This window comes from Faecalicoccus sp. LCP19S3_E2 (assembly GCF_052121255.1).
GTDB lineage: Bacteria > Bacillota_I > Bacilli_A > Erysipelotrichales > Erysipelotrichaceae > Faecalicoccus.
This window is the reverse complement of the sequence record NZ_JBQKEP010000010.1, coordinates 48,493-74,030: the sequence shown is the minus strand read 5'-3', so window position 1 is coordinate 74,030 and position 25,538 is coordinate 48,493. Positions and strand designations below refer to the sequence as shown.

Genomic DNA, 25,538 nt, shown 5'->3' with positions numbered 1-25,538 from the left:
CGTATCCACATTATCTTTGTTGATATCCATTTCTCTGAAGTACAGATCCGTCAGCAGATCGGCCCCGGATAAAGAGCCGCCCGGATGCCCGCTTTGTGCCGCATACACCATCTTGATGATGTTCTGTCTTACATGCAGGGCATGTTTTTCTATATCTGTCATATGATTTCTTATAGCCTCCTTCTACAAAATTAAGTATAAGAAAAAGAAGGTTTGTTTACAAGTGATTTTCACCAAACCTTCTTACATTCTTTTCAACATTTAGGAAAAATTTGTAAGGGGATTCAACTTTTATTTCCCCATTTCTCTTTCCGCTTTTTCCGGATTTACTGTACCTGACTTTTCAAATAAGCAAAGATAAACTCATCTAAATCACCATCTAAAACAGCTTGTACCTGACTGGTTTCATAGCCGGTACGAACATCTTTGACCAAAGAATAAGGGTGCATGACATAACTGCGAATCTGAGATCCCCATTCATTGGCACTTTGTTCTCCTTTGATTTCTTTGAGTTTCTTTTCTTTTTCTTCAATTTCCAATTGATAAAGACGAGACTTCAAGATGCGTAAAGCTTCTTCACGGTTTTCATGTTGACTGCGCCCATTTTGACACGTAGCCACAATACCGGTAGGCTTGTGTACCATGCGAACAGCACTGTCGGTTTTATTGATATGCTGCCCTCCGGCTCCGGATGCTCGTTTCGTTTCTACGATTAGATCTTCCGGTTTAATCTCGATTTCAATCTCATCATTAAACTGTGGCATGACCTCTAAAGAGGCGAAGCTGGTATGTCTTCTGGCACCGGAATCAAAAGGAGAGATACGAACTAAGCGATGCACGCCTTTTTCTCCTTTTAAATAACCATAGGCCTTGTCCCCTTCTACCAGAAAGGTCACACTTTTGATGCCGGCTTCTTCTCCGGCCAGATAATCAAGCGCTGTGACTTTCCAGCCTTTCTTTTCGGCATAGCGGGTGTACATACGATACAACATGCTGGCCCAGTCACACGATTCTGTTCCTCCGGCACCTGGATGCAGTTCAAGAATCGCATTGTTTTGATCGTATTCATGTGAAAGTAAGACTTGAATTTCAAAGGCTTCAAAGCTTTCACTGGCTCCCACATACTCATCAGAAGCCATCTCTAATAATTCTTCATCCAGATCATTTTTTAAGGCCTCCGCCGTTTCATCCAATGATTCCAACTGATCCAACAAGCTTTCATAGTGATCTACGATATCTTTTAAGGAATTTCGCATGCGAATCACGGATTGCGCTTTCTTTTGATCCGACCAGAAGCCTTCTTCTAAAGTCTGTTTGTCATAGTCTTCAATCTGTTTCTTTTTCTGAGCTAAGTCAAAGTGACTCACCCAGAGAACGTAATTTCTCCAGGTGAGTGCTCACTCCTTGTTTTAATTCATATAGTTCCATTATGCTTTGGTCTCCCTGCGAATGCGCACCTTGCACAAGAAGAAAGTAATTTCACGATCGATGCGACGATTCATCTCTTCAAACATGTCAAATCCTTCTTGTACATATTGTTGTAGTGGGTTGTTTTGCGCATAACTTCTTAAATAAATACCACTTCTTAATTTATCCATACGGTCGATATGGGCAATCCAGTTTCTGTCAATGTTTCGTAAAACCACGGTTCTTTCAAATGGAAGGAACTGCTTTTTAACAGGCTGAATTTCTTTTTCATATTCACCCCAGATCTTATTTTTCGCATAATCTTCGATTTCTTTATACGACTTGCCTTCAATTTCATCCGGCTTGATCTGTTTTTCTTCCTGCATGCCCATGATATCAAACGATTTAGACAGGCTGACAGGATCTACTGTCTGTTTTTTGGCATCAACAATGTTTGCCTGCAACGTTTCTTCAATTGCCTTATCAAAGATCGTATGTACCATTTCATGGACTTCATCGCTTTCTAAGATACGATTACGCTGCGCATAGATGATCTCACGCTGACGACGTAATACATCATCATAATCCAGCAGCTGTTTACGCATATCAAAGTTAAAGCCTTCTACACGTTTTTGGGCCATGGTGATCGAACGCGTTACCGCTTTGGACTGCACTTGTTCATCGCCCAGTTTTTCAAACATCTTCTGCAGCTTGTCACCACCAAAACGCACCATCAGGTTATCTTCCAAAGATACATAGAAACGAGAGAATCCCGGATCCCCCTGACGTCCGCTTCGCCCACGCAGCTGGTTATCGATACGACGTGATTCATGACGTTCCGAACCCAAAACGGCTAAACCGCCTAATTCACGTGTTTCTTTTGTCAGCTTGATATCGGTACCACGTCCGGCCATGTTAGTGGCAATTGTTACTGATTTTGGTCTTCCGGCCTTGGCGATGATTTCTGCTTCACGTGCATGGTTTTTGGCATTTAAAACTTCATGCGGAATGCCTTCTTTTTTCAACAGATTACTGATCAGCTCACTGGTTTCTACCGCAATCGTACCCACTAAAACCGGCTGTCCCTTGGCATATAGACGTTTTACTTCTTCGACTAAAGCCTTATATTTGCGATCTTTATGGGCATAGATTTCATCCGGCTGGTCTTCACGGATAACCGGACGGTTTGTCGGAATTACGACAACCTTCATGTTGTAGGTTGATAAGAATTCTTCCTCTTCTGTTTTTGCGGTACCGGTCATACCGGCCAGTTTTTCATACAAACGGAAGAAGTTCTGATATGTGATCGTAGCCAGAGTTGAAGTTTCTTCCTTGATTGGAACACCCTCTTTAGCCTCGATGGCCTGATGTAAACCATCACTGTAGGCACGTCCCGGCATCAAACGACCGGTAAACTGGTCAACGATCACGATTTCCTGATCATCACTGACCACGTATTCCACTTCATTGGTAAAGATATAGTTTGCCTTTAGAGCCTGATTGATGTGATGTACCAGCTGTGTATGTTCGATATCGTATAAGTTTTTGATATGGAAGTACTTTTCAGCTTTGTGCACACCATCTTCACTCAACATGACCTGACGTGTTTTTTCATCAATGTCATAGTCACCGGAAATCAAATGTTTTTCATGTGTAAAACGATCAGTTTCATATTCCGGAGCCACTAAAGTCTTGGCAAATTTATCCGCCTGAATATACAAGTTGGCTGTTTCTTTCTTTCCTCCGGAAATGATCAACGGTGTACGACTTTCATCGATCAATACGGAATCGACCTCATCGATGATGGCCATGTGCAAACCTCGCATAACACGATCTTCAACACGGGTCACCATATTATCACGCAAGTAGTCAAAACCTAATTCTGAGTTAGTCGTATACGTAATATCACAAGCATAGGCCTCTCTTTTTTCTTTGGCCTTTAATTCTCGTTTGTTGACACCAACGCTTAAACCTAGAAAACGATAGATTTCCCCCATCCAGGCTGCATCTCGTCCGGCCAAGTATTCGTTAACGGTAATGACATGCACACCCTGCCCTGCCAATGCGTTTAGATAGACAGCCATCGTGGCGGTCAAAGTTTTACCTTCACCGGTTTTCATTTCGGCAATATCCCCTTTGTGCATGGCCACAGCCCCCATGACCTGCACGCGATACGGTTTTTCATTGATGACACGATAGGCAGCTTCCCTAGCTGTTGCGAAAGCTTCCGGTAATAAATCATCTACTGTTTCACCTTCGGCCAATCGTTTCTTGTATTCTTCTGTTTTTTCTTTTAACTGATCATCGCTTAAAGCCGCCATTTCATTTTCATGCGACAACACTTGATCAGCAATCTTTTCCAGCGTACTGATTTCACGCTTCTCTTCCGAGAAAAGATTTGATAATAATCCCATAAAGTAGCCCTCCTGCTTACTGTTTATACAAATTTACACGCTATATCATTGTAGCATATTTTTCAAATGAAGACTAGAATTCCCATAGGAACTTACAAACTCTTTATATTTGATATAAAAACAATAAACTTTTAATGTTTATCATTAAATTTTTATTGTTTTTAGTAAAATTAAATGATATAAATTAAGTAGACAACAAGGAAGCTTCATCATGAAAGAAGATGCTGAACAAGTTTTAACGCGAAAGATGCGAAGAATTCTATTGATCTCGTTAATATTTACCGGATTTTGTGCAATCTATGCATTGGTAGAGATCGTGCAGGATACCTTACAAGGAATCTGGGCCTATATGGGATGGGCACAATATCTTTATACAATGGTATTCTGTAGTGCAATCATACTGTTTTTCTTTACGATCTTATTTCTTTACTGGACACACAGATCGTTTGCCGATATTTTATTCAAAGGAATTCGTTTGATTGGAGTAACTCTGACAATTGCCGCTTTTGTGATACCGAGAATTCCGGACTATCAACCAGGTGCAGTTACAATCATATGTTTTGGAAATTTTGTATTGGCAGATGGGTTGTTTTCATTGGTAGGTATCGTTTTCATACTATTGTCTTCTATTTTGGAAGTAGGCTATAATCTTCAAAATGAAGTCGATGCGACTATATAGGTGAATCTAATGGCTATCATATTACGTTTAGATAGAGTCATGGCCGATCGAAAAATGTCTTTAAATGAGCTTTCTGAAAAGGTGGGCATTTCCAATGTGAATTTATCGAATTTAAAGACCGGTAAAGTCAAGGCCATTCGTTTTTCTACCTTGGATGCGATCTGTAAAGTGCTGGAATGTCAGCCCGGCGATATATTAGAATACCAAGACGACAAACAGGCAGCCTAAGCTGCCTGCTTTATTTTAGGATCCACTGTGCCGCAAATATCGCAAAAATACCTAACAAGATACTAAGAAGCACATAGATTATGGCCATGGTATATTGCCCTGTCTGCATCAATTGTTGGGTTTCTAAGGAGAAAGTTGAAAAAGTCGTAAATCCACCACAAACTCCGGTTTTAAAAAATAAAACAAGACGAGGATCCATCTGTGTATTTTTTGTAGCTAAGGAAACGATTAAACCAATCAGAAAACATCCAATGACATTAATACCTAGAGTGTGAATGGGAAAGCCATTTGTTTCTACAGGAATCTTCCCGATCAGATATCGAAGGATGGAGCCGATACATCCTCCTAAACCTACGGCTAGACAATCTATCATAATTCTTCCTTTCCTTGTGTAATTTTTTGAATACTGGCACGATTTGCCCTTCTTAACATTTCATCGAATGGCATTTTCTGTGATAAACTATCCAGACAACTGGCCGCATGGGTATCGCCGGCTCCGGTTGCATTTTTGGTGGCAACCGCTTTTTCCACTTCGTGATACAACTTTTTTCCATCATAGGCATAAGAGCCACGGGAAGCATCTGTTACGATGACAGGCTTTTGTGTCTTTTCAAATAAAGAAACCATCCCTTCTTGAAAAGAACATTGACACCACGCTTCACATTCTTCTTTGTTCATGTGTAATACCGGTTTTAGATCCAACATCTGTTTTAATACGCTTGGAATTGCAGAGATTCTGGGGCCCGGTGCAAAAAAGATTTTACTACTTGTTTTTGCACAATAATCGATCAAACATTGATTCTGTTTTTCTTCCAAATCAATTCCGGATATATAGATCCAATCTGCCTGCGGTAAATCAACAAGCATCTGCGGTGTATAAAAATATTCAGCGCCATGACTGGAAAGAAAAGTTCTTTGTCCATTGGGTTCGATCAAGCAAATACAGACGCCATTTTCCTGTGAAACCGTAGGCATGATCGTCTCTATCTCTTCGGATAACAGCTTTTCTTTGACAAATTGGGCATACATACCGGTACCTATCGGACAAACTAAAATAGAATCCGGACAAGCTTTACTGACATGATAGCCACAACCGCCCAGTGCCATTTGTCTGGATATAACTTTGACATCCTGTGCGGATGTTGGTAAATGATCCACATACAAATATAAATCAGCTGTACAGGAAGCTAAAACGAGCTTAGTCATACGATTTTTCTTTCAAACGGATCACTGGAAATGCCCTGTTTTAGAATTTCTTTGGCCCATTCTTGGGCACCTACCAGGCTATGATCTTTGTAGTTTCCACATTCTTTTTCCTGTGTTCCCGGCACTTGTTCCCATGTCGTATGCAAAATATCTTCCAATGCTTCTTTTAAGGCGATGGCAACATCCTTTGTCTCATGTTCATTCCAGCATAGTAAATGAAAACCTGTACGACAACCAAACGGTGAACAATCGATATAGCCCTCAATTCTTGGGCGAAGATAGAGAGCTAATAAGTGTTCTAATGTATGCATGGCACCAGTAGGAATTTCCTGTCGATTGGGCTGCGTTAAACGCACATCATAGTTAGAGATCCTGTCTCCTTTAGGACCTTGTTCTACGCTGATCAAGCGCACATAAGGTGCTAATACTTTCGTATGATCTAACGTAAAACTCTCAATTACAACTTCTGACATATTTGATTCTCCTTTATATATCGTTCTGTCTGTTTTAAAAATGGTAAAAAAGCACTGGGAATGGAAAACTGTTCATGAATTTGATCGATCGAATAAAAATTCTCCGACATAGAATCGACCTCACATAGATATCCTTTCATGATCCATTCCACATGTGAAAAAACATGAATGTGTTCTTTCAATTCCACCTGTTTCACAATATGCTCCGGCTTTTGTTCATCAAAACCATAAAGTCCGGATAAAAGTCCGGTTTTAGGTCGCTGTACTAAATGAATTTTATCTTTACAAACCAAAACATAATAAGTTTTATCTTCTTTTCGGCGCTCCTTTTTCTTGGGCTGCACCGGTAATTTTGATGGATCTCCTTCAAGATAAGCCTTACAGTCTTTTTGAATCGGGCAAGTATCACATCGTGGATTTTTAGGAATGCAGACCAAAGCACCTAATTCCATCAAAGCCTGATTATAACTGCTGACAGGATCGGCCAAGGAAGCTTCGACCAATTGTTCGATCTTCTTTCTTACTTTCGTTTGTTTTACATCCTCGGTGATATTGTACAATCGGGAAAATACACGAATCACATTCCCATCAACAGCACTGACTTTTTCATCATAGGCAATAGAAGCAATCGCACCGGCCGTATAATCGCCAATGCCCGGCAATTTTTTAAGCTCTGCTTTCGTTTTCGGCAATTTCCCCTGATAGCGTTCCATACAATCAATCGCACATTTTTTCATATTGCGCACACGATTGTAGTAACCCAACCCCTGCCAAAGCTTTGTCAGATCATCGTCATCGGCCTGCGATAAGCTTTGGATATCCGGGTATTTTTGGATAAATCGTTTGTAGTATGGCAACATGGCTTCAATGCGTGTCTGCTGAGCCATGATTTCAGAGATCCAGATCGAGTAGGCTTCTTTTTTCTCTCGAAAGATCAGTGGTCTGGCGTTTTTGTCATACCACTTTAGTAAATCTTTTTGAAACATAAATCAAAAAGCAGGATTAAACCCTGCTGTAAATCCACTGGCAATCCCCTGTTACTTTTACAGGTCCACTGCCGGCAGTCATAAATACGGTTTCCCCCTTGGTCAGTTCCAAGACCTCGCCATCGTTTTCAACCGTAGCATTTCCTTCTACCAAAACCATGGAGGCAAAGCTTTCCTCATCGATATCGATCGTGGTGCTGCCTTTTAATGTGGTTTCAAAGCTTGTGAAATAATCACACGTTGCCAACAACATCGTTGTCGCATTTTCATCGCTGACCGGCTTACCGGCTGGTTTGAAATCCGATTCGATTGGATTTAAATTTGAAACATCAATAGCTTTATCAATGTGCAATTCTCTTGGTTTTCCATCTTTTCCTACACGACCGAAATCATAAACACGATACGTTGAATTAGAATTCTGTTGAATCTCACACAAAGTAATTCCGGCTCCGATCGCATGAATCGTTCCTGCCTTGATAAAGAACACATCACCTTTATGTACCGGTACTTCTTTTAGCACTTCAAGAAGCGTGTTATTTTCGATACGTTCTCTGAATTCTTCTTTAGTGATCGAGCGATTCACACCAAAGTACAAAGTCGCATCCGGCTGGCAGTCTAAAATGTACCACATTTCTGTCTTTCCGTATTCTTTTTCCACACGAAGTGCATATTCATTATCCGGATGCACCTGGATAGAAAGAGGTTGTTTAGAGTCAATAAATTTGATCAACATTGGGAAAAACTCAAACTCTTTTCCTTTTGTTCCCAGACAATCTTTTCCCAACGCATCAATATATTCTGTCAAAGTCTTTCCTTGATAAGGACCGGATACAACAGTACTTGGGCCATCCGGGTGGGTAGATACTTCCCAGCTTTCCGCTACGATATCTAAATCACATTTCTTTCCGTATTTTTCCTTTAAATTCGTTCCACCCCAAATATAATCTTTATAAGCAGGGGCTAATTTTACAATTGGCATACTTTCACTCCTATTCTAGTCAAATTTATTATAAATCATTTTCGTCTTTCATGGTATGATTTAGCTATGAAAATCGCCATGCTTCAAATACAAGTGCAAGAAGATGTGAAGGCCAACCTCAATCAAGTGCAAACCTTAGCTCTACAAAGTCGTAAAGAAGGCGCCGATATTTTGGTCTTGCCGGAAATGTGGAATTGTCCCTATATCAATGAGCAGATCAAAAAAAGCGTTTCTTCTTACGATCTTTGTCAAGAGCTTCTTCAAACACTTTCAGACAAACTAAAATGTATGATCGTTAGCGGCACGATTGCCCATAAGATAGAAGATAAGATCTATAATGAGTGTCTTATTTTTGATCATGGAAAATTGATTGCTTCCTATGCGAAAACACATTTGTTTGAAGTTCATACCAAAAAAGATTATCAGGAAAAAGATGTCTTTACACCCGGTGATCACCTCCAAACGTTTGATACTCGATGGGGTAAGATGGGCGTTTTGATCTGTTATGATATCCGATTTCCGGAAGTGGCAAGACTTCTTGCGATAAAAGGCACGCGTATTATCTTTTGCCCGGCTGCCTTTAATAAAAGCGTCACCCTGCAACATTGGACACCTCTTTTTCAGGTACGAGCTATGGAAAATCAGGTGTTTATGGTGGGTGTCAATCCAGCGCATTATCAATATGATACATTTGAAAGCTATGGACATTCCATCATCACTGATCCTTTTGGAAAGATCTGTTATCAGATGGATGAAAACGAACCCTATTCGATAACTGATATCGATTTAGAACGAGTTGATATGATTCGTCAGCGTATGCCTTTTTGGAAAATACGACGAAATGATTTATACATGTTAACGGAGGTAGATAAAAATGAAGGAAATTCAGATCAATGAATTAACCGATTTTAAGATTGGACATGCGCAGGATGAAACCGGTGGTACCGGTTGTACGGTGATCCTTTGCGAAAAAGGAGCTGTTGCCGGTGTAGATGTACGTGGTGGTGGTCCTGCCACAAGAGAAACCGATCTTTTAAACCCTAAAAATATGGTCGAACAAATTCATGCGGTCACACTAGCCGGCGGCAGTGCTTTTGGCCTGGAAGCCAGCTGCGGTGTCATGGAATATTTAAGCGAGCATGAAATTGGCTTTGATATGAAAGGGATTTATATTCCTATCGTATCCGGCGCCTGTTTATTTGACTGCAGCGTAGCCGATCCAAAAGCCTATCCGACTAAGAAAATGGGCTATCAAGCCTGCCAAAACGCCAGTCATCAAATTCCCAAACAAGGATGCATTGGGGCCGGAACCGGAGCCAGCGTCGGTAAATTTTTAGGATTTGATAAAGCTATGAAAACCGGATTAGGTCATGCCGCTTTTCAAGTGGGTGATGTCATGGTAGCTGCCATCGTGGCTGTTAATGCGTGTGGTGATGTCTATTTTGAAAACAGTGAAAAGCCGATTGCCGGTATTTATGACTATCAAAAAAAGAAACGACTCTCTACACTTGATTTTATGTTTGAAAACCAGCCAATCGAAGAAAGCTGTGGTATGAATACGACCATCGGCTGCATACTCACCAACGCAAAGCTGACCAAAGCGCAGGCCAATAAGATCGCCAGCATGGCTCATAACGGCTATGCCCGAACCATTCGACCGGTCCACACGTCCAGCGATGGTGATACCATCTTTGCGATGGCCAGCCAACAAGTAGAAGCTCAGCCGGATGTTGTTGGTGCTTTAGCTGCCAAAGCAATGGCCAAAGCCATTGAAAATGCCTGCCTCTATGCCACACCGATGTATGGTTTAACCACGTATTCTGAAATTTGTAAATAACCAACAAAAAGAGGTGCTAGATCGTAAACTGGTCAATTGGCACCTCTTTAAATCCTCCTGTTGTCAAAGTCATCATCGTTTGAAATCCGCATTGTTTGATCAATTCCATGGACTCTTTGTAGTAACAATCTAAGTTAACTCGATTATGACAATCGCTGTTTAATAAGATTTTTCCACCTTTTTCTTGAATATACGCAAGCAATGTTTGATGCGGGTAAGGCTTGGTTCTATAGCCTCTGGAGATTGCTCCGGTATTGACTTCAAAAATCTTATCAGCTTTGATTAAAACATCGATGCAATCTTTGGCATATGACAAATATGTTGGATCGGTAAACGAAAGAAAACTTTCATCCTCATTGAATTTCATCAAAAGATCTAAATGTCCGACAATATCCACTTCCGGATAGTCTGCGATATTTTTTAGATCTTCGTAATAGTCTTTGGCATACTTTAGAAAATCACCATCATAAAGTTCTACAATTTCCTGGGCCATTTCTTTGGAGTAATCTACATTTTTGACCTGATTTTTGATAAACATGAAATGTTTGCTTCCAATCACAAAATCATAAGGTTCTTTTGAGGGAATACGCTGAGAAATATCTTCTTCGATTCCTAAAAAAATCTGAATCTGATCTTTGTATTTTTCTTTGGCTTCTAGAATATCTTTTCTGTAATTTGGAAGATCCTTTTCCTTCATGGCTACCTCATCGACCAAACAGGGGCCATGTCCAGAAAAGCCAAGTACGGTAAATCCTTTTTCAATTGCCGTTTGTACCATTTCCTCAATACGATCTTTTCCATCGCAATAGGTACTGTGTGTATGTAAATTTTGTTTAATCATGTAATATCCTTTCCAGCCATTCTTTGCATCCTTTTTCAATATCCCGGTAAGCCGTTTCAAAATCGTCGGTGTACCATGGATCAGCTACATCTTTATCCTGGAGTAAAGAATGTACTTTTTCTTCTTTATCATTATAAAAGATGCTCTTTAAATTTTGAAGATTCCATCGATCCATTCCTAAGATATAATCCCATTTTTCATATTCGTCAAAGCGTACCTGACGTGCATGTCGTTTTGAAAAAGGAACCCCTTTTTCGGTTAGCTTTCTTTTTGCGGGCGGATACATATCATGTCCGATTTCTTCGGTACTGGTGGCAGCCGATTCAATGATGAACTGATTCTCTATTCCTTGATCTTTGACTAGTTTTTTCATAATAAATTCTGCCATGGGTGAACGGCAAATATTGCCGTGGCAGATGAATAGTATTTTTATCATAATTTCTAGATTCCTTCCTATTCGATATTAAAAGATGTCTCGAAAAGAGTTTTTTCGAGAAAAACATTTTTTAAATCTTCTTATTTCTTATTACTGTGGTAAAAGCTTTCCTTTCAATTCATCTTTCCCTTTTTCTTGTTTTTCTTGATTTTTCTGTGTATAATTCAATACATAGAGAGCAGGAAAATAGGGTGGCTCAATTGAATTGCCTTGTTGGATTGTTCTCCAATATAGAAACAAAGAGCCTTTGATGGTCATTTTTCGTAAATGGCTTTAATCAAAGGTTTTTTCTTTTCCTTTCAAATAATCATAGATTCTAATTAGACGTCTTAAATTTGTTCTGTAATCACTTCTAGAATGTTCAATATTTAAAGCATCTTTATCTTTCTCAAATATGCTTTTCAAGTATGTTTCTAATGTGTCAAAATCTATTTGATTTTCTGTTAAATAAGCTATATTCAACATTTCTTTATTCTTATCAAATTCCATTTTAAAAACATCTTCTAAGCTTGAATATCCTCTTTTTGGTCTATCTTTCTTAATTGTATTTGAAATAATATCATCAAAATCACTAACAATTAAATTATTTAATCCGGGGATATTATTATATTTCTTCTCATATAGAGAATTAATTGGTAATTTACCTGATTCACTTCTAGCTAAATAAGGGGCATATGACAATAAATCTTTGCCTTCAAATTGTAAATCATGCATAACTATATTTCTATACCATTGCGATGCAGTAATTCCTCTTAACCCATCAATACTCGGCACTTCTGTCGTTCCAATAGAAAGTACCAAATCATCATTAGATACTCTTTCATCATCTAGAGGTGCAACTTTAATGTTTTTTGTTGGTTCATTCGTTAAAGTGTATAAATATAGTTCATCTTTTAAAACACGCAAAAGTCGCACAGGAATGCTCATTTTTTTCATTGCGACTGCTTTATAAATAATAGAATAATCTGATAATGTCACCTTTGTCATAGTTAACACATTGGAATCGATAGAAAAGGTTGAATCCCCAATTGCATAACCTTTTATACTTGGATCATATTCTACAAATATAAATTTTTCCCTTAGGTTATTTATTTGTTCTTTCGTCATGCATTTTACAATTGAGTTTAATATATCTTGTATATTTTTGTCTGAGATAGAATAGCCCATAAATATAATAGGGTATTCCATAAATATGGTCAGCAATTTAGCTGCAAGATATTCAGATTTTTCTTTAAATTCTTTATAGTCATTTTCATTAATAACAACTGAACTTGGATCAGAAACTGAACCATGAATTTTATACACTTCCGCTATTCCCTGTAATCGTGAAAACAATAATGATTGTTGACCAATATATGATTTATATTCTGACAAATATTTTTCAAAAAACAAATCATAGTTCGTTGTAATGATTCCAGCTATCGATTTTTTTGCGACATTACGAAGCAACGACACCTCTGATTTATATTTTTCATTTAATATTGAGTTTTCATTTAAATAATAGCTTACTTCTGCCTTGAATGGAGAACATCCATTTAAAACTAGCTTTGAGTATTTTTCGTCAACATTTCTAATGCTCGGATTATGAAACCACTCTCTATTAAAGTCCTCTTCTATATAAGTTGCAATAAGTGGATTTAATCCGTAAGGATGTTCTCGAAAGGAAGCCCTGTCTTCATATGATCGATAAGCAAACGGATCATTATTAAACTGTTTAACCATATGTTTTAATAAACTACTCCAATCGGGTAATTCAAAATATCGCCTAGAAAATCCCGATCCAATGAAGAGGAAAGGAATAGTTTCAAAATTATTGATCATTTCATTTAATTTATCTGCCATAATATTTAAACTCCTTTTATTCATTATACAATAGACTGTGCATTTTCATTGATTTTCTTATCTTATAAAATATAAAGAATCCCAGGGGTACCCTGGGTGGATGATGCTATTCTAATCCATTGGTTGCTAAGATAATGTATGACTCCCACTTCCTTTGAGGTTATGATCTATTTTCTCAACCTTCTTGAAAAATCATCATATTTGAATTCTTTTTAGATAATGATTAAAAGAATATTTCTCAATCACTAATCTTATTTTCAGATCCTTGTTTACATATTTTCCATACTTTGGTGAAGAATCCTCAACATGATATTGCGTTAGGTTTTGCTGCATTTTCTTCATTGTCAATCGTACAGTTATTATTTTGACAAAATAGACAAAAGAAGAAATTTAAAATAAAAACTCATAGAACAGCTAAATTCACAGCTTCCTATGAGTCATTTCAAAAAGATGTATAAAATTATAGTTCTCGATTACGGTTTTGTTCTTCAAACACAAGAATAGTTGTACTCAAATAATCTTTTTGTTCTTTTGTAAACCCTGGTAACCTAACTTGCAGTTCATTGAGAAAATGTTCTGATTCATCCAATTGACCTTCATGAAGAATATTATCCATGGAAAGGTTTAATGCTTTAACAATAATACAGACAATATCAATAGAAGGATGTGTCTTCCCATTTTCAATTTTTGCCAAATAACGCTGTGAAACATGCGTGGCATCTGCTAACTGTTGTTGCGTCAAATGTCTTTCTTTCCGCGCTTTTTTAATAGCTTTACCGAAAGTGGATGAATAATCAATGAACATGCTCGTCACCTCGTAGCCATTGTAACTTTTATATCAATCGCATCATATTTCCTAATAATTCGATAGAATAGGAACTATAGTTCTTTCTACGAAAAGTATAACATATATTAGGGAGAGGGTAAAACTTATGATAATGTGGAGTTTGTTTACATAATGCACATATAAAAAGGGACTAATAGTCCAAAGTAGTTCAAAAACTACTCAACTGTTAGACCCTCCTCTTAATATTCAAACCAAGTTGTTTATACCATTCTTCTGGTTCTAACTGTGAACAGATGATTGTTGATTTATGACCATATTAGTACTCTATGACTTTAAAGATTGTTTCAGTGGCTTTTTTGTTAATCGCATTGATAAGAGAATCACCGATTATTAAAAGATCAGGTTTTGTCAGTTAATCCATATTTTTATTCAGTACACCATATTCCATACTTCCCATCATAGCTTCAGAAAGTATTTCAAACATTCCTTTATATAAAACCTTATATACACTGTTACACACATTAACGCCTAAAGCATTACATAAATATAATTTCCCTATGTCATTTCCAGTAAACGCATTTCTCGAAATCTCTTTATGATCATTTCTACGATTTCCGTATTATCCGCTTCCAAAATATAGTTCATTCCTTAGTTATTTTATATTTCTATAACATAAATTGAAAAATCTTGTTCTATTTCCTTTTACTCCTCACTTCCGATATTTGCGTTTTATATTTCTTAATGTATCATTCTATTCTAGCTCACTTTCTCTCGATCTAAAAATAAAGTGCATTTACAATATCTTACAATATAAGACGTATGGCCTAATGATATATAAAAGATAATTCTTCTCTACCTTACTCCCTATATAATTAGGAATTCAGATAATTATACACCATTGAAGAAATTGTACGAATCATTGACTGAGAATGCCCAGCCGATTTAGATGAAGTGCACATAACACTTAGAACATAAGTACAATTAGGTCCATATATTATTGCAGTGTCATTTTCTGTATCTGCCAATTCACCTGTCTTATTTCCTACTAAGACACCAGATGGTATACCTGCAGGAATTTTGTGTCTTCTAGTTTGTTGATACAAAAGATTTAGCATTCTATCACTATATCGCAATTTGCCATTATACATATCTGCAACAATTTGCGCAGTATCTTGTGATGAACTAAAGTTTTGATAAGAATAAGGATACGTTGCAGTGAGTGTATAGCCATGATTCTGAGCCCATGTAGTGACAACAGAAGTTCCAGACGCATAATTACCATAACCAAGCCATGTAACTAAATTCACCCAAGCACTATTATCGCTAATTGTTATCATATAATGTAAATTACTATCTATTATACTTTGTCCATAACGAGAAACCAAAGATTCATAATTTTCATAAACAGCGCCCATTACAAATAATTTTGTTAATGATGCAGCCTGTTGTTGTCTATTATTTATATCAATTCTACCTGGTTTCGATAAATTTATGACTGAAACAGACCAAAGCTCCCCGCTGTACGCGTTTGCGTTAATATAATTCAAAATTTGAGACTCTAACATTCTCAAATTTTCACTAGATATAAGTTCTCCACTAGCTGCAAATATATATTTTTCACCATCAATTGTTACATCCCCTGTAACCATTACTCCATCCTGGTTTAAATAATAAAAGTTACCATTAACTGTTATCCATCCCCGGACTATTCCGTAATCTCCAAAATAGTACCATGAGCCTTCCTTGTAATGCCAACCTATGTACATTGATCCATTAGGATTAAAATAATATTGATTTCCGTTAATCGTTTGATAGCCAGTTTGCATAATTCCTTCATCATTTAACCAATACCATAAGTTACCTGTAAACACCCAACCAGTTTTCATGGCTCCGCCAGAATCATAAAAATACCATAGACTATCTTTTTCTAACCATCCCGTGTGCATTGCACCGCTTTCATTAAAATAATATTTTACATCATGAATGATTTGATTCCCTGTTAGCATTACACCATTTTCATCTAACCAATACCAATTATTATTTACATATAGCCAACCTTTATATAGTCCTTGATCAGTATAATAATGCCAATTATTTTCATCATGAATCCAGCCCATATACAACGATCCATCCTTGCTAAAATAATACCTTTGTCCTGCGATATTCTGGAATCCTGTTAACATCTTTCCTTCTGTATCTAGGTAATACCAGATGTTTCCTACATAGATCCAACCGGTCTTCATGGCTCCGCTACCGTCAAAGTAATACCATGTATCATCAACCAGCTGCCAACCAGTTACCATATATCCTGCTGCATTAAAGTAATACGTTTGTCCATTGATTACTTCAAAATCATTGGTCGTATAACTGCCGTCTTCATGTCGATACCACCATCCTGTACCGTTTAAAATCCATTGGGGTTTGAATCTGTCGGTATCCCAGACACCGTTTTCATCTACATAGTAATCTCCGATCCATGTGTCTTTTGCCATGGCACCGGATGCATCAAAGTAATAATATTTTCCTTCGATCAATTGCCATCCTGTCAACATATAGCCGGCATTATTAAAGTAATATCGTTGTCCTGCGATATCCTGGAATCCTGTTAACATCTTTCCTTCTGTATCTAAGTAATACCAGATGTTTCCTACATAGATCCAACCGGTCTTCATGGCTCCGCTACCGTCAAAATAATACCATATATCATCAACCAGCTGCCAACCAGTTACCATATATCCTGCTGCATTAAAGTAATACGTTTGTCCATTGATTACTTCAAAATCATTGGTCGTATAACTGCCGTCTTCATGTCGATACCACCATCCTGTACCGTTTAAAATCCATTGGGGTTTGAATCTGTCGGTGTCCCAGATTCCTAGTTCATCTACATAATAGTCACCGATCCATGTGTCTCTTGCCATGGCACCGGATGCATCAAAGTAATAATATTTTCCTTCGATCAATTGCCATCCTGTCAACATATAGCCAGCATTATTAAAGTAATATCGTTGTCCTGCGATATCCTGGAATCCTGTTAACATCTTTCCTTCTGTGTCTAAGTAATACCAGATATTTCCTAAATAAACCCATCCAATCATCTTATTTCCATTTGAATCAAAATAATACCAGTCACTATTTAGTAATACCCATTGATTTCTATAATCTACATTATTAATTAGATTTAGGTCAAAATCCGAAATTTCTTCATAATTCTCTAGCTTTGAATTATTATCCAGACTTTTACACGAATCATCTTCTTGAAATTGACTCCCCGTCAAGATCTCTACTTTATACTGAGCAATTAATAATTCTTCTTCATCAATATAAGCCGAAATCTCGATACATCCTGCATCATGAATCATTAAATTACCATTACTATCTACCTCGGCAATAGAAGAGTCGCTCACCTTCCACATTACTATATCCTTGACTTCAGTATTCTCTTTATAAAGTTTATATTGGACATTATCATTCATTTTCACTACTTTAGGCCCGTCTATAGAATAGTCTTGATAATTTTTTTCTATCGTTACTGAATCTTCTAACGCATAAACTGATACTGTAGGCGAATAACAGAAAAAAACTATTAAAGTTAACAATATCAGCAATGATAATATTCTTTTAATAAACATATCTAACACTTCCTCTCCATTCCTTTTTCTCTTAATCAACCGCCATTCAAAAAAGTAAAAGATTATCTCAATATTATGTTTGAATTCCATTTAACTGATCTTCTATTTACTTAAATTATATCAGAGGGTAAAGGAAAAAGCATGCCAATTTGACATGCCTTTAACTGTATTTAAGTATTAATCCAAATACCATTATGATCTATATAATAACCATCTATCCATTGATTTCTAATCATACTTCCTGAAGAAGTAAAATAGTACCAATTTCCATTAATCAGCTGCCAACCAGTTACCATATATCCAGATGTATTAAAATAATACGTTTGACCATTGATCACTTCAAAGTCATTGGTTGTATAACTACCGTCTTCATGTCGATACCACCATCCTGTACCGTTTAAAATCCATTGGGGTTTGAATCTGTCGGTATCCCAGACACCGTTTTCATCTACATAGTAATCTCCAATCCATGTGTCTTTTGCCATGGCACCGGATGCATCAAAGTAATAATACTTTCCATCAATTAATTGCCATCCTGTCAACATGTAACCAGAACCATTGAAATAATATCTTTGTCCTGCGATATCCTGGAATCCTGTTAACATCTTTCCTTCTGTATCCAAGTAATACCAAATATTACCTGTATACACCCATCCGGTTTTCATGGCTCCGCTACCGTCAAAGTAATACCATGTATCATCAACCAACTGCCAACCAGTTACCATATATCCCGCTGCATTAAAGTAGTATGTTTGTCCATTGATTACTTCAAAATCATTGGTCGTATAGCTGCCATCTTCATGTCGATACCACCATCCTGTACTGTTTAAAATCCATTGGGGTTTGAATCTGTTGGTATCCCAGATACCTAACTCATCTACATAATAGTCCCCGATCCATGTATCTCTTGCCATGACTCCGGATGCATCAAAGTAATAATATTTTCCTTCGATTAATTGCCATCCTGTTTTCATTGCACCAGAAGCATCAAAAAAGTATACATTATTCTGAATAGATCTAAATCCTAAAGCCATTTTCCCATTGGATTCAAGAAAGTACCATAAACTATTCACATATATCCAACCTGTTTTCATAACACCGTTAGAATCAAAATAATACCATTCGTTATCAATCCAATTCCATCCAGTCACCATATTGCCAAGAGCATTCAAATAGTACTTTTGATCAGAAATTGTTAGCCAACCCTTTTTCAAACTATTGTTTTCATAATACTGCCAATTCCCGTTTTCATAATACCAACCATTTCTTAGTAATAAATCAGAAAAATCGATATTAATATCAACATTGCCAGAAATTCCTTCAACTCTACCAGTGCTTGTTGCTTGCCATAGTCGGTAACTCTTCGTATAGTCACATTTATAATTCCATTGAGCAACCCATCTATCATACTTATCGAACACTAAATTTGTTAGATAATTATTAAACCAATCCAAATTCGAATAAACTCCGGCTTCATACCCATTAGATTCAATAATAGAGCAAAATGTATCTGCAACATCTGCAATCTGTTGGCTACTTAAAGAATTTCGAACTCCGTTTTCCTCTAGATCATAGTAAATTGGATATGTTAAATTATGTCCATTTACTAATCGCAGTACATGCTCCGCTTCACTTTTCGCATCTTCTGCATTATAAGCATAAGAATAAAGATAAACGCCATATGGTATTCCCAATCTTTCACATTCGCTAACATTTCTTTCCCAATATGTATCATCATATTTTGTTGTATTACCACCATAGCCACATCGAATAATCACAAAATCTACATCGCTTTGTTTAACTTTTTCCCAGTCTATTTTCCCCTGCCATTGACTAACATCTATACCTTTAGAAATGGCACCTTTTATTGGTTGGTTTAAGCTATTATAAATAACGCCATCAATCTTTTTCCATGCATTATCATTTCCAGATCTAGCACCATACCGGAGAGTATCTCCAAAATAAAATTGTTCACCATCTTTATATCGCCAGCTGTTGGCTGAATCATATTCTCCATCTTGCGCATATATAAAACTTGTATTCATTAGTAAAAAGCAAAATGATAAAAGTGAAAGCAGAATTCTTTTTTTCAACATTTGTAATATTACTTCTCCCTTTCTTTTTTCTTCTCTTCTAAGAATAACTTAGCATCTTTAAAAAAGCTAAAAGAAATTAACACTATTATAGCACCAATCGGAAATGCAGCAATTATGCTAACTGACTGAAGATTATTCATTGAACTTTCCGAAAACACAAGTGCTATAGGCAATGCTATCAACAATAGACACCACATGAGTTCTATAACTCTACTTGGTTTTTGATCAGATTTTAGTTTTCTATAGCTATAACATGAAGCTATCAAAGCTATGGAGTCAAATGATGTGGCATAAAATGCAATCATTGTTAGCAATAATAAAATTAAAACAAATACTGGAATCGGTAACGTGTTAATAATACTTATAATAATTGTGTAAAGGTCTCCTGTTTGTTGATACATAGCCAAGAAATCATTTACATTAGATACTTGAAGTCCTAGTGAATAGTTACCAAGAATAATGAAACTGATAACTGTAGAACCAACTCCAAAGACATATCCACCTAAAATAGTTTGTCTAATTGTTCGCCCTCTTGAAATACTACCAATAAAGAAAGGAGCAGCTACGCACCATACCATCCAATAAGCCCAATAAAAGATCGTCCAATTTTGAGCAAAGGATGTTGTTCTTTGTGGGTCAGTAAAAGTCGCCAATTCAAAAAAGTTTTGAATCATTCTACCAAAAGCTGAAAAACCCGTTTCAATGATATACCTAGTTTCTCCACCAAACAAAAGAACATATCCAAGCAGCAAGAAAAACATATATATACAAGCTTTAGCAAGCAAACTGATTCCTTTAATACCGTGTAATAAAGAATATGTGTAAACCACACAAGTAACAACTAAAATTAAAACAGTTATAATATTTTGATTGATTGAAATATGAAAAACGGTTTCAATAATACTTGCCATCAGAGGAGTTGCCAAACTAAATGTTGTTGCCGTCCCTGCTAATAAAGCAAATACCGCAACTAAATCAATAATTCGACCTAAAAGTCCATCTGTATGCTTTCCTAAAATAGGTCTACATGCCTCCGAAAATCTTTGTCTATCTCTATTTCTGACATGTAACATAAATCCAAACGCAGCAGCTAAAACCAAATAAAATCCCCACGGAATCAAGCTCCAATGAAAGAGCGGAAATACACTTGCCCAGTCTTGCATAGAACCTAGTTCTCCAATATGAGGATCAGAAGCATATAAAATCCATTCTGAAAAAGAATAAAATAATATATCTGCCGCTAATCCTGCTGTGAACATCATAGATCCCCAAGTAAAAAAAGAATACTTTGGTTTCTCATCTTGCTTACCCAAAACAATATTCCCATATTTTGAACAGACAATAAACAAAGATAAAAGAAAAATACCTAATCCGATTATCAGATAATAAATGCCAAAAGAATCACCAAGAACAAAACGAATTTGACTGAGAACTGCATTTGACTGTTGCGGTAAAAAGAAAAATAAAATACTTAGTCCAACTATAAAAAACAGGGGGACTAATGTAATTATCCAGTCTATTTTTGAATTCCTTATTTTTTTGATCATAAAATAGCTCCTATCTATACTCTCGGTACGTTGGATCGATTGTCACCAATTCATTAAAATCATCAATCTCTACCACCGATCCTTTTTCCATGGGACAGATACTTAAAGTATATTCTTCAGGATAACAAAACAGAGGTACATCATCCCAATAGATTTGAATATTTTTCTTTTTCTCAAATTCTATTTCCAAATGTTTTTTTAGCTTCTTCCCATCTTCTCTATTCCAACGTGAAATACTATAAAGTTGCCAACCATATTCATGTCCATCCCTATAACAGTTTCTAACTATTTTTGATTCATTATCTAATTCTAATACCCACTCCTTTGTTGGTTTATCCGTCCATATACAGTTATATCCGGAAAGATTAAAATAGGGGGACAAAATAGAAGAATCATATATTAGTTGATCTCCGTCTAGAATTATAGAATTCTCTAAATAATTTCTAGCACAGTATAATGAAGAAACATTATTACAAGTGTCATAAAATGGATTTTCAATTAAATTTATATTAATATCAGAATATTCTTCAAGAAGTTGATTAAAATACTCTTTTTTATATCCGACCACAATATATATATCTAATATGTCATTCTTTATTAAACCCTCAATAACGGAATCAATCATTCTTATACCATTTACCGAAACCATTGGCTTTGGAATTTTCTTTGTAACAGGCTCCATACGACGACCATAGCCTGCAGCCATTATTATGGCTCTCTTTACTTTATTCATTGCAATTTTCCCCTAACTCCTTCTGCACAATTTTATAATACTCTTTCGCATATCTATACTGCCGTATGGAGTATTCTCCGAACTCTATGCCTAAGTCTCGCTTATATTCACACCAATTGCTCCATAATAATCCACATATGGATATATACGCATATATCTTTATTCTCGTTTCTTTATCACATTCATTCTCAAAATAAATATCTATCAGCTGATCAATTTGAGTCTTATCATATAATGCGTAGATGCAAAACATCGCAATATCTACATGAGGATCCTGCATTCCTGCATATTCCCAGTCAATTAAACGAACTTCATCGTTTCCATATATCAAAAAATTATCTGGAACCGCATCTATATGCGTTAAACACCTTGTTTTTTCACATGTATCTATAAACTGTTTTAAAGAAAATACATTTTGTTTGATCTGTAAATAATCTTTATATATTGAGTTTTTAGATTTCCATAAACTTTGATAAAATTCAATTTTCTCAAATAAATTAAAGTCATGATTTACTTGTATATTCAAAGAATGAAAAGTTCTAAGTTTTCTCATACAAATTTCTAAATCATTTAAATTGTTAGAATCACATGTTCGGGCATTTTCTATAAAACTTGTTATTTTATACCCTGTTTTAGGATCTATGCTAACAATCTCATCGCAAATAGAAAAATGTTTAATCTTTTCATAAACTTCAAATTCCTGAAATCGATTAATTAAATCACTCGTACCTTCTCCAGGAATACGCATAATGTATTTTTTATGATCTACGGTGAAATAAAATGATCGATTCGTCATTCCTTTTTTCAAAACCTCTATATTTTTTATTTCGTTTTTCCCAACATGAAACGAATCTTCAATCATTTGAATTGCGTCATTATCTAAATTATCAGAATTTTGATCAAAATCAATTAATTGTTCATACGTATTGATTTCAATATAATTCTTAGAATCAACAATATTTGCGACTATCATCATCTTTCTTTGTTCAAAAAGAACCTCTTCCCAATAACTATGATAGTATTTGGAATCATTACTTAAAATGTTTAACTTTCTTAGAAATTTGTCTTGAATGTCTGAACAAATATATGCAATACCAATCATTTTATTGCCAACTTCGTTTTCTAGCTTTCGAATTTCAAAATTTCTACTAACATGAACAGCATAATCATCTGTTTCATTATTACCAATCATATACCAAGAATAAAGTTCATGTTTTTTAAAGGGATTTATTTTACAATAAATGTCACAAGGAACAATATATGTATTATTAATTAAATTTGAAACTAACGATAATGATGTTAAATTATTTCTAAACGCGTAATTTTGATTTACAATTAATTGAACATTATACTCATCGATTAAATATTCAAATTGTTCTTTCATATATCCGACAACAATATAAATGTCAGTGATACCAGTCTCATGAAGTTGTCTTATTAATCTCTCTACTAGTACTTCTCCTCGAACTCTAATCAATGCTTTAGGCATATCCTGATTAACAGGAACCATTCGCAATCCTAAACCTGCTGCAAGAATAACTGCACTTTTTGGAGATCGTTGATATATTAATTCACAAGCATTATCTGATAAATTATTATCCTCTTTCAATAAACCTTTAGTTCTAAGTTCTTTTATCGATTTATTCACACTTCCTAAAGAATAGTGTGTTTTTTCAGATATATTTCTTTGATTTATCAAACCATTTTCGAATATATGTAACATCATATCGAAAGTTTTTTTGTTCACATTATGCACATCCATTCTTTTTATGAACAGATTGTATCATTATATTTATTTAAAGTAAATAAAAAGAGAAGTGTTCATTTCACACCTCTCTCCATACTTTGATAAAGCTAAATCCAAACTCCATTCTTATCCACATAGTAATCTCCAATCCATGTGTCTTTTGCCATGGCACCGGATGCATCAAAGTAATAATATTTTCCTTCGATCAATTGCCATCCTGTCAACATATAGCCGGCATTATTAAAGTAATATCGTTGTCCTGCGATATCCTGGAATCCTGTTAACATCTTTCCTTCTGTATCTAGGTAATACCAGATGTTTCCTACATAGATCCAACCGGTCTTCATGGCTCCGCTACCGTCAAAGTAATACCATGTATCATCAACCAGCTGCCAACCAGTTACCATATATCCTGCTGCATTAAAGTAATACGTTTGTCCATTGATTACTTCAAAATCATTGGTCGTATAGCTGCCGTCTTCATGTCGATACCACCATCCTGTACTGTTTAAAATCCATTGGGGTTTGAATCTATCGGTATCCCAGACACCGTTTTCATCCACATAGTAATCTCCAATCCATGTATCTTTTAAAATTTGACCATCATTGTCAAAGAAATAGTATTTCCCATCATTACTTATCCAACCAGTAATCATTTCTCCAGAAGGTTGAAAATAATAGTCTTTCCCATTAATCACCTGATGTCCAACTACCATAATACCAGTATCATTTAAATAATATTTTTTCCCATTTAAAGTAATCCAGCCCGTTTGCTTTGATCCACTATTGCTGAAAAAGTACCAATTACCTTCAATTAATCTCCAGCCAGTTGCCATTACTCCATTATTGTCAAAATAATATTCTATACTATCTATATTTTTCCAGCCTTTTACAAACAAACCATTCTCATCAGCATATAGCCATTGACCATTACAAGAAATCCACCCAGAATTTATCGAATAATCAATCTCTACCCCTTTAACTCTTCCAAAAAAGAAAGGTGCTGCCTGTCCATCCATACGTTTAATATCTTTTATATTGTCGTACCCAATTGGATCACCCGCATTTAGCATGATGTCATTTCCGCAGTATAACCCAACATGAGAAATATAATCTAATGAATTATAAGTTCCTCTAAAAAAGACAAGATCTCCCGGACGAGCATCCACATATGAAACTGGAGTACAATGTTCACTATAAAGTCTAGCAGCATTAGTATAAATCAGGTCAAAATTTGTTCCTGCCATATTGTTATACGTCCACATTACCAAACCTGCACAATCAAAACCACCCTGATAAGGGTAACGACCACCCCATACATATGGTAACCCAACATATTGATTAGCATACAAAAGTAATTGTGAATACGTAACATTCAATGATCTTTTGGATCTACGATTTAGCCCGTTAGCCATGTTAATTTGACTTGGCGTTAAAATATCATTAATGGTAATATCCAAATGAGTATCCTCATTTGTGGGAGAAACTGGAGCATCTGCTCCTGGAATCGGTTTTTGCTCATCAAATGAATCTGATTTGTATTCATTAACATATTCTATCGGGCTTTCTTCCTCTTGTGCATAAATTGTAGTAGGTAAAACCATAGTAGCCAATATAAATATTGCCACCAAGGAAACAAAAATCGCTTTAAAATTCTTCATCATAATA

Annotated in this window: 22 protein-coding genes; 4 read left to right on the top strand and 18 right to left on the bottom strand. The window is 36.0% G+C overall.

All coding sequences use genetic code 11. The features are described 5' to 3' along the window. Positions 1-326: 326 nt before the first annotated feature. Together prfB and secA are read right to left on the bottom strand one after the other, a co-directional pair. Positions 327-1,428 (bottom strand): peptide chain release factor 2 gene (prfB, locus tag ACTQX6_RS09550; RefSeq protein WP_272001684.1). Its coding sequence is split into 2 segments (ribosomal slippage): positions 327-1,355 and positions 1,357-1,428, totalling 1,101 coding nucleotides; the frame shifts between segments, so codons are not numbered across the junction. Then, a complete protein-coding gene (gene secA / locus ACTQX6_RS09545) occupies positions 1,428-3,821 on the bottom strand; it encodes a preprotein translocase subunit SecA (RefSeq protein ID WP_168966297.1) in 2,394 nt (797 codons plus the stop codon). Before secA ends, prfB begins: the two co-directional genes overlap by 1 nt. A 211-nt stretch (positions 3,822-4,032) precedes the next feature. Between secA and ACTQX6_RS09540 the strand changes: the two genes are divergently transcribed. Then, positions 4,033-4,500 (top strand): hypothetical protein, encoded by a 468-nt coding sequence (locus tag ACTQX6_RS09540; RefSeq protein WP_294686766.1) that lies wholly within the window; start codon positions 4,033-4,035, stop codon positions 4,498-4,500. A 9-nt stretch (positions 4,501-4,509) separates the two neighbouring features. Next, positions 4,510-4,728 carry a helix-turn-helix domain-containing protein gene (locus ACTQX6_RS09535; protein WP_288229944.1) on the top strand — a complete coding sequence of 73 codons (219 nt, stop codon included), beginning with the start codon at positions 4,510-4,512 and terminating at the stop codon, positions 4,726-4,728. A 10-nt stretch (positions 4,729-4,738) separates the two neighbouring features. Here ACTQX6_RS09535 and crcB read toward each other — a convergent pair whose 3' ends face one another. From crcB to ACTQX6_RS09510, 5 genes are read right to left on the bottom strand one after another with little or no spacing between them, the layout of a single operon-like run. Next, the gene (gene crcB, locus ACTQX6_RS09530) at positions 4,739-5,101 is read right to left on the bottom strand and encodes a fluoride efflux transporter CrcB (protein ID WP_181965598.1); all 363 of its coding nucleotides are present in this window, start codon (positions 5,099-5,101) and stop codon (positions 4,739-4,741) included. Next, positions 5,098-5,934: a carbohydrate kinase family protein gene (locus ACTQX6_RS09525; protein WP_294686773.1), complete on the bottom strand. Its 837-nt coding sequence runs from the start codon at positions 5,932-5,934 to the stop codon at positions 5,098-5,100. The genes crcB and ACTQX6_RS09525 overlap by 4 nt, the downstream gene beginning before the upstream one ends. After that, complete coding sequence (locus tag ACTQX6_RS09520) at positions 5,931-6,407, bottom strand: S-ribosylhomocysteine lyase (protein WP_117446149.1); 477 nt, start codon at positions 6,405-6,407, stop codon at positions 5,931-5,933. The genes ACTQX6_RS09525 and ACTQX6_RS09520 overlap by 4 nt, the downstream gene beginning before the upstream one ends. After that, positions 6,392-7,393, bottom strand: a complete 1,002-nt coding sequence (mutY, locus tag ACTQX6_RS09515) for an A/G-specific adenine glycosylase (RefSeq protein WP_294686776.1) — start codon at positions 7,391-7,393, stop codon at positions 6,392-6,394. The genes ACTQX6_RS09520 and mutY overlap by 16 nt, the downstream gene beginning before the upstream one ends. 16 nt (positions 7,394-7,409) lie before the next feature. Next, on the bottom strand, positions 7,410-8,372 hold the full coding sequence (locus ACTQX6_RS09510) for a type I phosphomannose isomerase catalytic subunit (RefSeq protein WP_168966287.1): 963 nt from the start codon (positions 8,370-8,372) through the stop codon (positions 7,410-7,412). A gap of 66 nt (positions 8,373-8,438) precedes the next feature. On the opposite strand from ACTQX6_RS09510, the gene ACTQX6_RS09505 reads away from it, so the two are divergent. Both ACTQX6_RS09505 and ACTQX6_RS09500 read left to right on the top strand, forming a co-directional pair. Further along, positions 8,439-9,269 carry a nitrilase-related carbon-nitrogen hydrolase gene (locus ACTQX6_RS09505; protein ID WP_320863349.1) on the top strand — a complete coding sequence of 277 codons (831 nt, stop codon included), beginning with the start codon at positions 8,439-8,441 and terminating at the stop codon, positions 9,267-9,269. Next, positions 9,247-10,209 carry a P1 family peptidase gene (locus ACTQX6_RS09500; RefSeq protein ID WP_320863348.1) on the top strand — a complete coding sequence of 321 codons (963 nt, stop codon included), beginning with the start codon at positions 9,247-9,249 and terminating at the stop codon, positions 10,207-10,209. Before ACTQX6_RS09505 ends, ACTQX6_RS09500 begins: the two co-directional genes overlap by 23 nt. A 16-nt stretch (positions 10,210-10,225) precedes the next feature. Here ACTQX6_RS09500 and ACTQX6_RS09495 read toward each other — a convergent pair whose 3' ends face one another. From ACTQX6_RS09495 to ACTQX6_RS09445, 11 genes are all read right to left on the bottom strand, one after another. Further along, positions 10,226-11,050, bottom strand: a complete 825-nt coding sequence (locus ACTQX6_RS09495) for a histidinol-phosphatase (protein ID WP_195223119.1) — start codon at positions 11,048-11,050, stop codon at positions 10,226-10,228. Further along, complete coding sequence (locus ACTQX6_RS09490) at positions 11,043-11,486, bottom strand: low molecular weight protein-tyrosine-phosphatase (RefSeq protein ID WP_117446155.1); 444 nt, start codon at positions 11,484-11,486, stop codon at positions 11,043-11,045. The genes ACTQX6_RS09495 and ACTQX6_RS09490 overlap by 8 nt, the downstream gene beginning before the upstream one ends. 90 nt (positions 11,487-11,576) lie before the next feature. After that, the gene (locus ACTQX6_RS09485) at positions 11,577-11,744 is read right to left on the bottom strand and encodes a hypothetical protein (RefSeq protein WP_272013689.1); all 168 of its coding nucleotides are present in this window, start codon (positions 11,742-11,744) and stop codon (positions 11,577-11,579) included. 15 nt (positions 11,745-11,759) lie between these two features. Further along, complete coding sequence (locus ACTQX6_RS09480) at positions 11,760-13,328, bottom strand: SIR2 family protein (protein ID WP_441657446.1); 1,569 nt, start codon at positions 13,326-13,328, stop codon at positions 11,760-11,762. Positions 13,329-13,788: 460 nt separating this feature from the next. Further along, complete coding sequence (locus tag ACTQX6_RS09475) at positions 13,789-14,133, bottom strand: helix-turn-helix domain-containing protein (RefSeq protein WP_117446158.1); 345 nt, start codon at positions 14,131-14,133, stop codon at positions 13,789-13,791. Positions 14,134-14,987: 854 nt separating this feature from the next. Further along, the gene (locus ACTQX6_RS09470) at positions 14,988-17,591 is read right to left on the bottom strand and encodes a serine hydrolase (protein ID WP_441657717.1); all 2,604 of its coding nucleotides are present in this window, start codon (positions 17,589-17,591) and stop codon (positions 14,988-14,990) included. 326 nt (positions 17,592-17,917) lie between these two features. Continuing rightward, positions 17,918-19,843, bottom strand: a complete 1,926-nt coding sequence (locus ACTQX6_RS09465) for a GH25 family lysozyme (protein WP_441657444.1) — start codon at positions 19,841-19,843, stop codon at positions 17,918-17,920. 8 nt (positions 19,844-19,851) lie between these two features. Beyond that, positions 19,852-21,390, bottom strand: a complete 1,539-nt coding sequence (locus ACTQX6_RS09460; RefSeq protein WP_441657443.1) for a BCCT family transporter — start codon at positions 21,388-21,390, stop codon at positions 19,852-19,854. 10 nt (positions 21,391-21,400) lie between these two features. After that, positions 21,401-22,123: a sugar phosphate nucleotidyltransferase gene (locus tag ACTQX6_RS09455; RefSeq protein ID WP_441657442.1), complete on the bottom strand. Its 723-nt coding sequence runs from the start codon at positions 22,121-22,123 to the stop codon at positions 21,401-21,403. Next, positions 22,116-23,870, bottom strand: a complete 1,755-nt coding sequence (locus ACTQX6_RS09450; protein ID WP_434319711.1) for a phosphotransferase — start codon at positions 23,868-23,870, stop codon at positions 22,116-22,118. The genes ACTQX6_RS09455 and ACTQX6_RS09450 overlap by 8 nt, the downstream gene beginning before the upstream one ends. Positions 23,871-23,977: 107 nt before the next feature. Next, positions 23,978-25,534, bottom strand: a complete 1,557-nt coding sequence (locus ACTQX6_RS09445) for an NlpC/P60 family protein (RefSeq protein WP_441657441.1) — start codon at positions 25,532-25,534, stop codon at positions 23,978-23,980. Positions 25,535-25,538 lie beyond the last annotated feature (4 nt).

Excerpts from the sequence above, each read along its gene's own strand:
- ACTQX6_RS09505 (WP_320863349.1), top strand. The coding sequence starts at position 8,439 with ATGAAAATCGCCATGCTTCAAATACAAGTGCAAGAAGATGTGAAGGCC.
- ACTQX6_RS09500 (WP_320863348.1), top strand. The coding sequence starts at position 9,247 with ATGAAGGAAATTCAGATCAATGAATTAACCGATTTTAAGATTGGACAT.
- ACTQX6_RS09520 (WP_117446149.1), bottom strand. The coding sequence starts at position 6,407 with ATGTCAGAAGTTGTAATTGAGAGTTTTACGTTAGATCATACGAAAGTA.
- crcB (WP_181965598.1), bottom strand. The coding sequence starts at position 5,101 with ATGATAGATTGTCTAGCCGTAGGTTTAGGAGGATGTATCGGCTCCATC.
- ACTQX6_RS09455 (WP_441657442.1), bottom strand. The coding sequence starts at position 22,123 with ATGAATAAAGTAAAGAGAGCCATAATAATGGCTGCAGGCTATGGTCGT.
- ACTQX6_RS09445 (WP_441657441.1), bottom strand. The coding sequence starts at position 25,534 with ATGATGAAGAATTTTAAAGCGATTTTTGTTTCCTTGGTGGCAATATTT.
- secA (WP_168966297.1), bottom strand. The coding sequence starts at position 3,821 with ATGGGATTATTATCAAATCTTTTCTCGGAAGAGAAGCGTGAAATCAGT.
- mutY (WP_294686776.1), bottom strand. The coding sequence starts at position 7,393 with ATGTTTCAAAAAGATTTACTAAAGTGGTATGACAAAAACGCCAGACCA.
- ACTQX6_RS09465 (WP_441657444.1), bottom strand. The coding sequence starts at position 19,843 with ATGTTGAAAAAAAGAATTCTGCTTTCACTTTTATCATTTTGCTTTTTA.
- ACTQX6_RS09495 (WP_195223119.1), bottom strand. The coding sequence starts at position 11,050 with ATGATTAAACAAAATTTACATACACACAGTACCTATTGCGATGGAAAA.
- ACTQX6_RS09480 (WP_441657446.1), bottom strand. The coding sequence starts at position 13,328 with ATGGCAGATAAATTAAATGAAATGATCAATAATTTTGAAACTATTCCT.
- ACTQX6_RS09540 (WP_294686766.1), top strand. The coding sequence starts at position 4,033 with ATGAAAGAAGATGCTGAACAAGTTTTAACGCGAAAGATGCGAAGAATT.
- ACTQX6_RS09510 (WP_168966287.1), bottom strand. The coding sequence starts at position 8,372 with ATGCCAATTGTAAAATTAGCCCCTGCTTATAAAGATTATATTTGGGGT.
- ACTQX6_RS09535 (WP_288229944.1), top strand. The coding sequence starts at position 4,510 with ATGGCTATCATATTACGTTTAGATAGAGTCATGGCCGATCGAAAAATG.
- ACTQX6_RS09460 (WP_441657443.1), bottom strand. The coding sequence starts at position 21,390 with ATGATCAAAAAAATAAGGAATTCAAAAATAGACTGGATAATTACATTA.
- ACTQX6_RS09475 (WP_117446158.1), bottom strand. The coding sequence starts at position 14,133 with ATGTTCATTGATTATTCATCCACTTTCGGTAAAGCTATTAAAAAAGCG.
- ACTQX6_RS09525 (WP_294686773.1), bottom strand. The coding sequence starts at position 5,934 with ATGACTAAGCTCGTTTTAGCTTCCTGTACAGCTGATTTATATTTGTAT.
- ACTQX6_RS09490 (WP_117446155.1), bottom strand. The coding sequence starts at position 11,486 with ATGATAAAAATACTATTCATCTGCCACGGCAATATTTGCCGTTCACCC.
- ACTQX6_RS09485 (WP_272013689.1), bottom strand. The coding sequence starts at position 11,744 with ATGACCATCAAAGGCTCTTTGTTTCTATATTGGAGAACAATCCAACAA.
- ACTQX6_RS09470 (WP_441657717.1), bottom strand. The coding sequence starts at position 17,591 with ATGAATGATAATGTCCAATATAAACTTTATAAAGAGAATACTGAAGTC.